We start from the raw sequence: 13970 nt of genomic DNA on the forward strand, positions 1-13970 counted from the left end.
TCGGTGCAAGTTGCTCTGGGTATCCATAACTTAGCATGGTCGCCGTGCTACAGGAATCTACCCACAGCGAATAATTCAGCTGATTGCGCGTGCTGCCACGGCAAATTCGCTGCGTTGTACCCAAACTAGTTGAACATCTGCGCCATCTGCACCGTCGTAGATGGGAATTTCGGAGTGTAGTATGCTGGTTTCGCGCAAAAAAATTGTAGTGGAACTACAATTTTTACCGTGATGAATGCCGGCGAATCCGAATGTGACAATAAGAGACAACTTGATGACGTCCACTCTTCCCCGCGTACTGCTGGCCGCAGCCGCCTTGTCGATTTGCTCGGCCCAGGCGCAGACTCCCCGGATCGACCATCTGGAGCCGCCGTTCTGGTGGACTGGCATGCAGGACAAGTCAGTGCAACTGATGGTGCACGACGCCTCCATCGGCAAGCTTGCGCCCTCGCTCAGCTATCCCGGCGTGCGCATCGCCAAAGTAACGCGGGTGGCCAATCCCAACTACTTGTTCATCGACCTGCAGCTGCTCGCCGCTGCGCGCCCGGGCAAGTTCGACATCCGGTTTGGCAGCGGGGCGGATGCGCTGCGTCACGGCTACCAGTTGCTGGCGCGCGGCAAAGGCTCGGCCGCGCGCCAAGGTTTTTCCAGCAAGGATGTGATTTACCAGGTCATGCCGGATTGCTTTGCCAACGGCGACCCGGCCAACGACAGCGTGGCCGGCATGGCTGACAAAGCTGACCGCGCCGGCGACGGCGCTCGCCACGGTGGTGACATCCAGGGCATGATCGGCCATCTCGATTACATCGCCGGCATGGGCTTTACCCAGCTCTGGCCCACGCCGCTGGTTGAAAACGACATGCCGTCCTATTCGTATCACGGCTACGCCGCCACCGACCATTATCGTATCGACCCGCGCTACGGCAGCAATGAGGACTTTCGGCACCTGTCGCAAGAAGCGCGCAAGCGCGGCACCGGCACCGGCATCCCCCAGGACGTGGTGCTCTCGCACATTGGCAGCGGTCACTGGTGGATGAAGGACATGCCCTTTCCCGACTGGACCAAGCACCGCGGCGCCTTTGTACCCACCCGCCATCACCGGGTCTCGGCCCAGGATCCGTATGGCGCCATAGACGACCGTGAAAACTTCACCACCGGCTGGTTCACCAGCGCCATGCCCGACCTGAACCAGACCAACCCGCTGGTGGCGAACTACTTTATCCAAAACAATATATGGTGGATCGAGTATGCCGGCCTGTCCGACCTGCGCATCGACACCTACGACTACTCCGACGGCGCCTTCTTGACGCAGTACACGCGCCGTCTGATGGCCGAGTATCCGCACCTAAACATGGTCGGCGAAGAGTGGCACAAGTCGCCGGCGGTGGTGTCGCGCTGGCAGAAGGGCAAGCGCAACTTCGACGGCTACGTCAGCTCCCTGCCAAGCCTGATAGACGTCCCGATGAGCGAAGTGATGCGCGCCGCGCTCGCCAGCAAGGCGCCGGAGGCGGGCTTTACCGACGTGCATGAGACGCTGTCGCTCGACTACCTGTACCCCAACCCCGGCCAGTTGGTCTTGTTTGAAGGCAACCACGACATGGCGCGCATGTTCAGCGTGGTCGGCCAAGACATCGACCTGTACACGATGAACCTGGCCTGGCTGCTGACCATGCCGCGCATCCCGCAGCTGTATTACGGCACCGAGATCCAGATGACCAGCTCCACCACCGCGCGCGACGACGCCAGCTACCGGCGCGATTTTTCGGGCGGCTGGACTGGGGGCAAGGTCGATGCCTTTACTGGCACGGGCCTCACGGCGCAGCAGCGCGACGCGCAAGCCTTGGTGCGCAGGCTGGTCACCTGGCGCAAGACGCAGCCGGTTATCCACTCGGGCAAGATGATGCATTACGGCGCCGAAAACGGTACCTACGTCTACTTCCGCTACGACGGCAAAAAAAAGGTGATAGTCGCCTTGCACAAGAACACCGCCCCGGCGGTGCTGCCGGTGGGGCGCTTTAGCGAAATGCTGACCGGCGTGCGCTCGGGTGTGGACGTCATCAGCGGCGAGACTTTTGCGCTTGATGCGGCCTTGACGCTGCCGGCGCGCGCTACAGTGATCCTGGAGCTGCAATGAAAACACGCGTGCTTGCCGCTGCGCTGTCGCTGGCGCTGCCGCTGGCCTCGGCGCACAAGCCGGACCTCGACACCTTTTTCAGCGAGATGGCGATCAAGGTCGCGCCGGGCCGGCAGGCGCAGTTCGTTGCCGGCGACAACATCGCCGGCTACTATGAAGGCTATACGCAAACCAGCGCGCGCGGCGCCGGCTACCTGATCAAAAACGAAGCGGTGTTCCAGGGTTACGCCAGCTTTGCCGACAACGCGCCCAACGTGCGCGCCGCTTCCCGCGAACAGGTGCTGCCCTACGGCCACCAGGTGCGCTACGCGAACGGCGCCAGCGAGGAAATGGCGCTGCTGTCAAAACAGCAGGCCATCGCCATGCGCGTGACCAGCATTGACGCTGCGCGCCTGGCGATTCGCCCGCTGCTGAAACAGACGGGCGCCGTCACGCGCGCCGGCAATCTGGCGATAATCGCTCCCGGCGCCGGCCAGACGCTGTACGCCGCGCTGGCCGCCGACCAGCCGTTCACGCTCGACGACGACTTCACGCTCAGGGCCAGCGCGCCCGCCAGAACCCTGCTGGTGGTGGCCGCGTTCGCGCCCAGTGCCGAGGAAGCGCGCCGGCGCGCGCTGGCACTGGTCGCGGCCGACCCGATCCTGGCCGAGCGGCGCAAGCTGTACCAGGCGCTGACCAAAAGCTACCTCGCCACCAGCGACAGGCAATACAACAAGGCGCTGAACTGGGCCAAGGCTGCCAGCCGCATGTTCGTGGTCGAGGAGTTCGGCGCCGGCATTTGGGCGGGCCTTCCCTGGTTTCGCGACAACTGGGGCCGCGACACCTTCATCGCCCTGCCCGGCACGCTACTGGTGTCGGGCCAGTTTGACGACGCCAAAGCAGTCTTGTCCAACTTTGCGCGCTACCAGAACCTCAACCGGGGCGACAAGGAATATGGCCGCATCCCGAACCGCGTGGCGGCCGGCGAGAGCATCATCTACAACACGGTCGACGGCACGCCGTGGATGCTGCGCGAGGCGCTCGAGTACATCCGCTACACGGGCGACAAGCCCTTCGCTCGGCAGATGTACCAGCTGGCGCTTGCCTATTTCGACGGCGCCATCGCCAACTACATGGACCAGGATGGCCTTTTGGCGCACGACTCGGCCGACACCTGGATGGACGCGCGCATCGAAAACAAGCAGCCCTGGTCGGCACGCGGCCCGCGCGCGGTCGAGATCCAGGCGCTGTGGTACACCGCCTTGCAAACCGGTGCCAGCCTCGCCCTCGAAGCGGGCGACCAGCAAAAGGCGGCCGATTGGCAGGCGCTGGCCGCACGCGCCAAACAGCGCTTTTTGCGTCTGTACTGGAATGGCAGCGTGATGGCCGACCGCTTGCGCGCCGACGCCAGCGCCGACACCAAGGTGCGCCCCAACCAGCTGATGCTGGTCTCGGTCCCCTTCGACGATTTCGTGCCCGCGCAGGTCCAGGCGCGCGTGCTGCGCAATGCCGTATCCGAACTGCTCTACCCTTACGGGATCGCGTCGCTAAGTCAGAACGACGCCTACTTTCACCCGCGCCACGAAAACCCGCTGTTTCATCACAAGGACGCCGCCTACCACCAGGGCACCATCTGGGGCTGGAACGCCGGCTACACCGTCACCGCGCTCAACAAGTTCGGCTACCAGGACCTGGCCTGGCCGCTGGCGCAGAACCTGGGCCGCCAGATCCTGGGCCTGGGCACGCTGGGCAACATGAGCGAACTGCTCGACGCCCTGCCCCATGAAGGCGGCCGCCTGAAACCCTCTGGCACGTACGCGCAATCGTGGAGCGTGGCCGAATACGCGCGCAACGGCTACCAGGACTTTGTCGGGTTCAAGCCCGACCTGCTTGAAAATACCCTGGCATTGAGCCCGGCGATACCGTCGGCATGGACCAGGTTCGAGGCAGTGCTGCCGTTTGGCGCGGGCGAACAAATGACCATCCGCTTCACCCGGCGCGGCCCCGTGCAGCGCTGGTCGCTGCACCTTGACGGCAGTGTTGCGCGCACCGTCAGTTTTGATTTTCTGAACCGCGACAAAAGCCGCTCGCAGACGGCGTTCAAACTCGCACCCGGCCAGACGGCGCTGCTGGCAGTTGCCAATGGCATTGCGACGCTGGACGGCAAGCCGCTCGCGGTGAGCCCGCGCCAAGCCTCGTTCGCCAGCACCATCGGCACGCTGCGCTTTCAAACGCCGAGGGCCTACCGTACGCAACACTTCCCCATGCTGCAATCAAAGGATGTCCTCAAGGGCATCGTCGAACGGAGCGAATACAAATGATCAAGACCCTCGGGCTCATTGTTGGCGTGCTGCTGTCGAGCGGCGCCACTGCAGGCGACATGTATGTGCGCGGGGGCTTCAATGGCTGGGGCACGGACAATCTGCTGGTCCCGCTTGGCCACGGCGTGTACGAAGCGCGCGTCACCCTCAGCCCGGGCAACCATGCGTTCAAGGTGGGCAGCGGCGACTGGTCGACCGAACTGACCGTCGCGCGCGATGCCGGCGCCGGCGTAACAGCGGGCCGGGCTTACCGGATGGTCGCCGACAAGGGCCGGGATGGCCACTTGTTCGTGCGCAGGACGGCCGACTACACCTTTCGGCTCGACCTGTCCGAGCCAACCGCTCCCCTGCTGCGCGTGGCGCGCATTGAGGCGCCGCCGGTTGCAACGAACGACCCGCACCAGGGCCGGCGCGACACTGCGGCGCTCTCGTTTGCCACTTACGACGGCAAGCGTGAAAGCGCGCGCTTTTCGTCGCCCGACGCGCGCGCGGCGCGGCGCAGCTACTCGCAGTCGAGCACATTGCAGTTGCGCGACCCCGGCCCCCAATATGTCAGTTACGCCGAGTCGGCAGCGCTGCCCACGGTGCGCAGCGGCAGCCTGGCGTTCGACGCCCTGTTCGCGCTGGCCGGCGCCGAAATGAAGCTCGACTCGGTCGCCCAGATCAAGGACGGCAACTACAACGACGGCAAGCAGATCGCCTGCGACTGCTTCGAGACGGGCGAGAAGTGGCACTATGTGTGGACGCGCGACCTGTCGTACGCGGCCGACCTAGGCCTGGCCATGCTGGACCCGCAGCGCGTGATGCTTTCGCTCGACTTCAAGCTCTCCCCGTTTCGCGACGGCGTGCATAAGGCGCCGCAGGTGGCTGGCAGCGTTGACGGCCTGCAGATCCTCCAGGACACCGGCAGCGGCGGCAGCTGGCCGGTCAGCACCGACCGCGTGAGCTGGGCCTTTGGCGCCGAACAGGTGCTCAAGTCACTGCCGGCGCAAGAGCGCGCCGGGTTTGTGCCGCGCGCCTTCAAGGCGCTGTCGAACACGATCGAGAACGACCGCCTTGCCGCCTTCGACGCCGTTTCTGGCCTGTACGCGGGCGAGCAATCCTTCCTCGACTGGCGCGACCAGAGCTACGCCTCGTGGATCGTCAATGACCTGGCGGCGCTGGCCAGTTCCAAAGCCCTGTCAACCAACGTGGCGCACTACAAGGCGCTGACGCTGGCCGCCAGCCTGGCGCGCGAACAGGGCGCCCATGCGCAGGAGGCAAAATATGCCGCCTGGGCGCTCGCGCTGAAAGTGGCCATCAACGAGCGCCTGTGGCTTGAAGACGCCAATATGTACAGCAGCCTGACGGCGCCCCATTTCGACGGCGCGCCGATGTACAAGTTCGACTGGCTGGGCCAGGCGCTGGCGATCGTCACCGGCGTGGCCGATGAAGATCGCGCGCGCAAGATCCTGTCCCACTATCCGCACGGCCCGATGGGCGCGCCGGTGATCTACCCGCAGCAGCAAGGCGTGCCGGTTTATCACAACCGCGCCATCTGGCCCTTCGTCACCGCCTATGGCTTGAAGGCGGCCGCCATGTCCGGCAACGTCAGCGTGGCCGACGCCGCGTACGACACATTGATCCGCGCCGCCGCGCTCAACTTGTCGAACATGGAAAACCTGGAGTGGCTCTCCGGGCAGCCGCTGCTGCTCGACGAGCAGCATCCCGAGCTGATCGGACCGGTCATCAATTCAAAGCGCCAGCTGTGGTCTGTCGGCGCCTATCTCGGCATGGTGATCGGGAACGTGTTTGGCGTTGCGACCACGGCCGACGGCATTACCATCAAGCCCTTCATCACGGCCAAGCTGCGGCGCGACGTCTTTGGCGCGACCGACCTGATTGCTTTGCACGATCTGCCGTTGCACGGCAAGCGCCTGTCGGTGAGCATCCGGCTGCCCAAGGCGTCCCGCGCGAACGGCTACTATGCAATCGGCTCCATCACTCTGAACCAGGCAGCCGTTGGCCCTGCAATCCGGTGGGACGCGCTGCCCGCCGACGGCCGGATCGAGATCACGCTGGGTGGTTTGCAAAGCGGCGACCAGCAACTCCATCGCGTGCACGCCGGGCCCTACACGCGGGCGAGCAGCGTTTTTGCGCCGCCCGATCCGGCGCCGCCGACTTTTGCGGGCGCGGCGACATTGACGTTTTCCGCGTCCGGCAAAGGCATTGTCTACAACGTCTATCGCGACGGGCAACTGGCGGCGTCCGGCATTCGCGCCAGCGCATGGACCGACCGCGCGGGCCACGCGAATGCCTGCTACGCCATCGAAGCGCAATTTACCGGCTCGGGCAACCGCAGCCATCACAGCCCTTCAACCTGCCGCGGCGCCGTGTTCGAAGTGGCGCCAGGCCTTGCAGCGAACATTGCGCAAGCGGGCAACTACCAGGTCCAGCTACGCTATGCCAACACCGCCAACCAGATCAACCTCGGTGTCAGCGGCGCGGTCAAATGGATGAGCGTGAAAGACGCCGCCGGCCGCGTCCTGGCAGAAGGCGTCGTGCAAATGCCCCACACCCGGCGCGAGGCGGGAACGGTGTATTCCACGCCGCTCGCGGCCAAGCTGCCCGCCGGTCCGGTGACGATTGCGCTGACCGACTTCTACAACATGAGCTACCTGCAGGCCAACAGCACCTTCAGCGCCGCCGGCGGCGCCGCCGGAGCGTTGAACACGGCCGACATCCACGCGGTGCGCATCCTGCGCACCAAATAAATTACGGAGAATGCATGCGACTACCAACCCTTGCGGCCCTGGCCGCCGCGATGCTGGCCAATAGCGCCGGCGCCACCACCGTCCGGATCCATTACGAGGCGGGCCAGCGCGCGATTTTCCTGCGCGGCGACAAGGGACCGATGTCGTGGACCAAGGGCGCACCCGCCTTGGCGGGGCCGGGCCAGGTGTGGACCTACACCTGGCCCGACCGGCTAGGCGACGTCACCATGAAGCCGGCCCTGGGCAAGGACCAGGTCTCGACGGGGGGCGCGTATCGCATCAAGGCCGGCGCCACCGAAGACATCTACCCGTTCTTTGGCGTGGCGACCGGACGCGTGACGATTGTCGACGCCATCGCCTCGCCCCAATTGAAAAACAGCCGCAAGCTGCGCATCTACCTGCCGCCCAGCTACGGCGAAAACGCGGCCAAGCGCTATCCGGTGCTGTACATGCACGATGGCCAGAACCTGTTCGACGCCAAGGCGGCGGCGTATGGCGTTGAATGGGGCATCGACGAAACTGCCGACCGTTTGATTGATGCCGGCGCAATGGACGAAATCATCGTGGTCGGCATCGACAACACGCCCGACCGGATACCCGAGTACACGCCCTGCTGCGACCCCAAGCATGGCGGCGGCATGCTGGACGCCTATGAAGCTTTTGTAATCGACACCGTCAAACCCTATGTGGACCGCACCTGGCGCACGCTGCCGGGGCGCGAGACGACCGCGATCATGGGCTCGTCGCTGGGCGGCATCGCATCGGTGGCCATCGCGCAGCACCGGCCGCACGTGTTTTCCAAGGCGGGCGGGGTATCGAGTTCGTTCTGGTGGAATGAAGGGAGCATGGTCGCCAAGCCGGCGGCGCGGGTGCCGGTGAAGTTCTATCTCGACGCCGGCACCAGGGACGATGGCCTGGAAGGCACCGAGGCGATGCGCGACGCCATGCTCAAACAGGGCTACCGGCTCGATGCCGACCTGAGGTTTTTTGCCGCCGAGGGCGGCATCCACAATGAAGCATCGTGGGCGGCGCGGGTGGACCGGCCGCTGACCTGGTTCTTCCCGTGGGGGAGCACCAGGCAGTAACTTTGCTATTGCGTGGCTATTACCTTGAGTGGCGCGCGTTCAGCTTCAGTGAACTGATCTTGGCGAAATCCATCGGCTTGACGACATGCTCGTCAAAGCCGGCATTCATCGCCAGTTCGCGGTCGCGTGCCTGGCCGTAACCGGTCAGCGCAATCAGGAACGCATTTTCCAGCCCCGCGATCTCGCGCATCCTGGTGGCGACCTGGTAGCCGCTCATGTCGGGTAAACCAATATCGAGGAACACATACGCCGGCTGGAACTCGGCCGCGCGATCTAGCGCCTGCTGGCCGCTGTAGGCCACCTTGACTTCATGGCCGTCGATGGTGAGCAGTTCGGCCAGCATGTCGGCCGCGTCCACGTTGTCGTCGACCACGAGGATGCGCGTGGCCACCACTTCATCGGGCACTTCGGCCGCGCCCTGGTCGTCGCCGCGGTCGAAGGCAAAGATCGGCAGCCGCACTTCGAACGTGCTGCCCTTGCCTTCGCCCTTGCTGGACGCGGTCACGCTGCCGTGGTGCATTCCCACCAGCGTGCGCACCAGCGACAGGCCGATGCCCAGGCCGTCCTGCACGCGGTCGTCGGCAAAGCCGTCCTGGGTGAACATGTCGAACACCATGTCGAGTTTACCGGCATCGATGCCGATACCGTTGTCGCTCACGCGGATCAGCAGCTCGCGCCCGTCCACCTCGACATCGAGCCCGATCGCGCCCTTGGGCGCGGTGAACTTGACGGCGTTGTGCAGCAGGTTGCCGACGATCTGGGTCAGGCGCACATTGTCGCCCTCGATCCAGATTTCGCGCTCGGGCAGCTTGACGCTCAGCTGCTGCTCGCGCATTTCCACAATATGCGCCACCGACTCGCAGGCGCTGTCGATGAAGGTGCGCACCTTGACCCGTTCCTGGTGCAAGGTGATTTTGCCGCGCGAGATGCGGGCTACATCAAGCAGGTCTTCCACCAGCCGCACCAGGTGGCCCGTGTGGCGCAAGATCGTCTTGCGCGCCTGGTCCTGGCGCGGCGGCACTTCAGGGTCCAGGCGGCACAGCAGCTCCACCGCAGTGCGGATCGGCCCCAGCGGGTTGCGCAGTTCGTGCGCCAGCGTGGCCAGAAAATCGTCCTTGCGGCGGTCGACGTCGCGCAGTTCGCGTTCGACCCGGCCCAGGCGCAGCAGCGCCTTGACATTGGCGATCAGTTCTTCAGGCTCGATCGGTTCGAACAGGTAGTTGTCGGCGCCGCCTTCGAGCGCGCGGATCTTGTCGGCCACGCCGATATACGAGGCCGACATTTGCAGCACCAGGATCGCGCGCGTGGCCGGATCGGCCTTGAGCAGGCGGCATACTTCGAGCCCGTTGATGTCGGGCAGTTTGACGTCCAGCAGCACCAGGTCCGGCTTGTCTTCGCGCGCCCGGTACAGCGCTGCGCTGCCGCTGGCCGCTTCAATCACCTTGAAGCCGGCGTGGGTCAGGATGCGCGTCTTGGCGTAGCGGGCAGCTTCGCTGTCATCCACGTTGAGGATGACGGAGTCGGAAAATGGCATGGACGTCATGGGATACCCTAAATCGGTTGGTTGCTATCTGGTTGCTTGCTGTTTGAAGAGGTGCCGGCGGCGTCTGGCGGTGCGATGTACACCAGTGGGATCGCCGCCGTGAAGACCGAGCCGGCGCCCAGCACGCTCCTGGCATGCACGCTGCCATTGAGCAGCGCGGCCAGCTTGCGGCACAGCGGCAGCCCCAGCCCGGTGCCCTTGACCTTGGCCTGCAGGCGGTTTTCAATCTGGTTGAATTCTTCGAAGATCATGTCGAGGTGGTCGGCGTCGATGCCCAGGCCCGTATCGGCGACGGAAAACTCGATCTCGCCGTGGCCCGGGCGCAGCACGGCCTGTACCAGGATTTCGCCCGACTCGGTAAACTTGATCGCGTTCGAGACGAAATTGCGCAGTATCTGGGCCAGCTTGCCCTGGTCGGTATAGATGGCAAGGCCGGGCGCCGGCGCGCGAAACACCAGCGCCAGCGCAGGGTTCACCAGCAGCGGACGCAGCATGCCGCGCAGGGTGCTGAACATGTCGGCAATGTCCACATGGTCGGGATAGACCACCACCTTGCCCGCTTCAATCTTGGCCAGGTCGAGCAGATCGTCGACCATGTCGCCCAGCGACACGGTCCCCTGCAAGATGAAGTTGACCTGCTTGTCCTGTTCCGGCGACAACTCGCCGTCGGTGCGCGCCAGCAGCAGCTTGGCCAGCGCCCGGATCGAACTTAACGGGGTGCGAAATTCATGGCTCATGTTCGACAGGAAGCGCGACTTCATCTGGTCGGCGCGGTGCAGGTTGGCGGCCCGGTCGTCGAGCTCCGCGTACAGCGCCACCATGCCGCGGTTGGTCTCTTCCAGTTCGCCCGTCAACTGCAGCAGTTCTTCCTGGCGCGCCTTGAGTTCGGCCATGGTGCTGAGCAGTTCGTGGTTTTGCTGCTGCACTTCCGCCAGCATCGAGTCGGGCAGGCGCGCGCGCAGTCGCTCGCCCAGGTCGCCCACCATCGGCGCCGTCATCCGTCCGCAGTCGAGCGGCAGCAGTTTGTGCATGATGATCTGGGTGCCCGAGCCGAGCGCGGTGCGGATGTCGAAACGGTCCATCAGGCGCTTGGCGCCCAAAATTCCCAGGCCTTTGCCGGTGGACGACTTGTAGCCGCCGTCGAGCACTTCGTCGAGGTGGCCAAAGCCCGGCCCCAGGTCTTCGATCCTGATTTCGAGGACCTGGTTGCCATCGACTTCGCAGATCGAAAACTCGACCCGCCCGCCCTGCGCGTAGTTGTAGACATTGCGCGCCAGCTCGGAGACCGAGGTGGCGATGCGTACCTGGTCTTGCATTGCAAAGTTGCAGTGGACCGCGATTTCACGCGCGCGCTGGCGCGCGGCAATCACGTCCAGCTCGGTGCCGACTGCCAGCTTCAGTATCCGCAACGTCATGCGTGGGTGCTGCGCTGGCGCACCACGACGACCATGGCGTCGTCGCGCTTGCGCGCAAAATCGCGGTACAGCACGGCGGCGATCAGGCTCGGATGGCGAAACACCAGGCCGGGGTAGCTGTCCAGGTCCCAGCGCGTGGCGATCCCGTCCGAATGCAGGATCACCATCGCGCCAGGCTCCCACGGATGGCAAAATTCCTGCACCTTGCGCAGGTTGCTGCCCACGATGCCGTTGTGCGACATCAGGTGGCGCCGCGCGCCGTCGGTAAAAATGCAGCCGGCGATATTGCCTACGCCGACAAAGCCGAGCTGGCCCTTTTCTTCATCGATCACGGCAATGGCCATCGCCGCGCCGCGCGTGCCGCGCAGCGCTTCGTGCGCCAAGGCGATGAGCGACGTTGCGCTCAGGTCCGGCCGCTGCGAGGCCAGCACCACCGCCGGGTCGGATGCCAAGGCGGCATCCGGGCCGTGGCCCAGGCCGTCGGCGGTGCAGATGGCCACGCTCGACCGGCCCATGCCGATGTCCCACGCGTCGCCGCACGCTTCTTCGCCGGCGACCGGCAAGCACACCGCGCCCACCTGCCAGTCGGAAGACGCAGCGCCCACGCCGTCGCCCCAGACCACCATCATGAGCACCGTGCCCAGGTCCTCGGTCGAATAGACGTCGAACTCCTGCGACAGGCGGCGGATGGCGCCCAGGCCCACGCCATAGGTGCCGGCGGTGGAGACGCCATCTTCCATGCGCAGCGCGATATTGGCCATGCCGGGCCCGCGGTCCAGGGCAATGACTTCGACGCCGAACTTACCGTCAGCGGCAAGCGTGCGCAGCAAAATCTCGCCCTCGCGCGCGTGCTTGAGGATATTGGTCGCCGCTTCCGTGATGACCAGCGCCAGTTGGCCGGCGCGCACTTCATCAAAGCCGACCCGGCGCGCGAGCTCGTTGCCGGCCCGGCGCGCTGCAGCTATCTCGCTCGATTCCCCGATGTGATGGGAGACCTGCCTGCCCAGTTTATTCAAAAGCGCTTCCATTTCGTGATCGTGACGGTGGTGCCTTTGCCCGGGGCGCTATCAATATCGAATTCGTCGGCCAGCCGGCGCGCGCCCGACAGGCCCAGCCCCATGCCGCCGCCGCTGGTATAGCCGTCCGTCATGGCCAGGTCCAGGTCGGCGATGCCGGGTCCCTCGTCGACAAACGTGGCGCGCACGCCGGGCACGCCATCTTCGGTCAGCAGTTCCAGTTGCGCGTAGCCGCCGCCGCCGTAGCGCAGCACGTTGCGCGCCAGTTCGCTTGCCGCCGTGACCATCTTGGTCTGGTCGGTCAGCGAAAATCGCAGCGTGACCATATCGTCGCGCACCATCTTGCGCAGCCTGACCACGTCTTCATCGGTCACCAGGCTCGCGCGCACGGCGCCCTCGCCCGCCGCGCTCACTGGCAGCCCCGCTTGGCCACCGGCGCGCTCATTCCGGTTCCTGCCTGAGCAAGTCCAGGCCGCGTTCGATGTTCAGCGCCGTGCGCACGCCTTCGAGCGTGAGGCCAAGTTCGACCAGCGTGATGGCCACCGCCGGCTGCATCCCGACCAGCACCGTGCGCGCGTCGAGGATCTTGGCCATCGCGGCCGTATTGCTGATCATGCGCCCGATGAAGGAGTCGACAATGTCAAGCGCCGAAATATCAATTAATACGCCGGTAGCGCGGTCCTTGACGATGCGCGCGGTCAGGTCGTCTTGCAGCGTCATGGCCAGCCGGTCGTGCATATCGACCTGGATGGTGACCAGCAGCAGGCGGCCGATCTTCAGAATGGGAATGCGATCCATGGCTGTTAAGCCGCGTTCTGCGGACGGGTGATGCTCGAACCGGTGCGCTTGAGCGCCGCGACAAAGGCGTCGGCCAGCGTGGCCTTGGTCACCACGTCTTCCAGGTTCACGCCCAGATGCACGATGGTTTGCGCAATTTGCGGGCGGATGCCGCTGATGATGCAGTCCGCACCCATCAGGCGCGCCGCCGCAATCGTTTTGAGCAGGTGCTGCGCGACCAGGGTGTCGACCGTCGGCACGCCGGTGATGTCGATAATCGCAATCGAGGCGCCGGTGTCGACGATTTTTTGCAGCAGGCTTTCCATCACCACCTGGGTGCGGGCGCTGTCGAGCGTGCCGCTCAACGGCAGCGCCAGCACGCCGTCCCACAGCTGCACCACGGGCGTGGACAGCTCGAGCAATTCCTGCTGCTGGCGCAGGATGATCTGCTCGCGCGCCTTCTGGTACACCTCGACGGTAAACAGGCCGAGGCGGTCGAACAGGCTGCTGGTGGCGGCGGTTTCTTCGATCAGGAGCAGCGGATCGTTGGCCAGCTCGGTGCGCAGGTAGGTAAACAGCGGGTCTTTCAGCGAAAAGATGAAGCTGGCCGTCTCGATCGACGAGAAGCCCTGGCGCACGCGCGCCTGCGAGATCTCGGTGAGCATGTGGCGCGTGTCGTCCCAGGGCGCCGCTTCGATATCGGTGGTGGCGCCGCGTTCGATCGCCTGCACCAGCAGCGGCAGGAAGCGCGCCGCCTGCTGGCGCAGTTCGGCTTCGGCGTTCTTGTCGCGGCGAATCATTCGTGTCATCAAGCCTGACAGCCATACTTCCAGCAATTCGGCCTCATACTTGGTAATAATCTTTGCAAGCTGCAAACTTTTATGGTTGGACATTGGATCCTTTGATAGTGGCGTAGAAGAACAAAAAATACGCTATCGGTCGGATAT

At 64.7% G+C, this 13970-nt stretch carries 10 protein-coding genes; 4 read left to right on the forward strand and 6 right to left on the reverse strand.

The window, feature by feature from the left end; genetic code table 11:
- The first annotated feature begins 274 nt into the window (after positions 1-274).
- Genes ACP7BV_RS08495 through ACP7BV_RS08510 form a run of 4 tightly spaced genes read left to right on the forward strand, consistent with a single transcriptional unit; the run spans position 275 to position 8272 of the window.
- A complete protein-coding gene (locus ACP7BV_RS08495; protein WP_426103370.1) occupies positions 275-2134 on the forward strand; it encodes a glycoside hydrolase family 13 protein in 1860 nt (619 codons plus the stop codon).
- Positions 2131-4434 carry an amylo-alpha-1,6-glucosidase gene (locus ACP7BV_RS08500; RefSeq protein ID WP_426103371.1) on the forward strand — a complete coding sequence of 768 codons (2304 nt, stop codon included), beginning with the start codon at positions 2131-2133 and terminating at the stop codon, positions 4432-4434. The genes ACP7BV_RS08495 and ACP7BV_RS08500 overlap by 4 nt, the downstream gene beginning before the upstream one ends.
- Positions 4431-7187, forward strand: a complete 2757-nt coding sequence (locus ACP7BV_RS08505; RefSeq protein ID WP_426103372.1) for an esterase — start codon at positions 4431-4433, stop codon at positions 7185-7187. The genes ACP7BV_RS08500 and ACP7BV_RS08505 overlap by 4 nt, the downstream gene beginning before the upstream one ends.
- Positions 7188-7201: 14 nt before the next feature.
- The gene (locus tag ACP7BV_RS08510) at positions 7202-8272 is read left to right on the forward strand and encodes an alpha/beta hydrolase (RefSeq protein ID WP_426103373.1); all 1071 of its coding nucleotides are present in this window, start codon (positions 7202-7204) and stop codon (positions 8270-8272) included.
- 19 nt (positions 8273-8291) lie between these two features.
- On the opposite strand, the gene ACP7BV_RS08515 is transcribed toward ACP7BV_RS08510, so the two are convergent.
- The 6 genes from ACP7BV_RS08515 to ACP7BV_RS08540 are packed head-to-tail and all read right to left on the reverse strand — an operon-like array spanning position 8292 to position 13916.
- Positions 8292-9815, reverse strand: coding sequence for a response regulator (locus tag ACP7BV_RS08515; protein ID WP_426103374.1), 1524 nt, complete (start codon positions 9813-9815; stop codon positions 8292-8294).
- A gap of 8 nt (positions 9816-9823) precedes the next feature.
- Positions 9824-11230 carry an ATP-binding protein gene (locus ACP7BV_RS08520; RefSeq protein ID WP_426103375.1) on the reverse strand — a complete coding sequence of 469 codons (1407 nt, stop codon included), beginning with the start codon at positions 11228-11230 and terminating at the stop codon, positions 9824-9826.
- Positions 11227-12246: an ATP-binding SpoIIE family protein phosphatase gene (locus tag ACP7BV_RS08525; protein ID WP_426103376.1), complete on the reverse strand. Its 1020-nt coding sequence runs from the start codon at positions 12244-12246 to the stop codon at positions 11227-11229. Before ACP7BV_RS08525 ends, ACP7BV_RS08520 begins: the two co-directional genes overlap by 4 nt.
- On the reverse strand, positions 12243-12659 hold the full coding sequence (locus ACP7BV_RS08530) for an anti-sigma regulatory factor (RefSeq protein WP_426103377.1): 417 nt from the start codon (positions 12657-12659) through the stop codon (positions 12243-12245). Before ACP7BV_RS08530 ends, ACP7BV_RS08525 begins: the two co-directional genes overlap by 4 nt.
- Before the next feature lie 28 nt (positions 12660-12687).
- Complete coding sequence (locus tag ACP7BV_RS08535; protein WP_426103378.1) at positions 12688-13044, reverse strand: STAS domain-containing protein; 357 nt, start codon at positions 13042-13044, stop codon at positions 12688-12690.
- Positions 13045-13049: 5 nt separating this feature from the next.
- On the reverse strand, positions 13050-13916 hold the full coding sequence (locus tag ACP7BV_RS08540) for an STAS domain-containing protein (protein WP_426103379.1): 867 nt from the start codon (positions 13914-13916) through the stop codon (positions 13050-13052).
- Between the last annotated feature and the right edge of the window lie 54 nt (positions 13917-13970).

The organism is Massilia sp. TSP1-1-2 (assembly GCF_049896185.1).
Classification (GTDB): Bacteria; Pseudomonadota; Gammaproteobacteria; order Burkholderiales; family Burkholderiaceae_D; genus Telluria_A.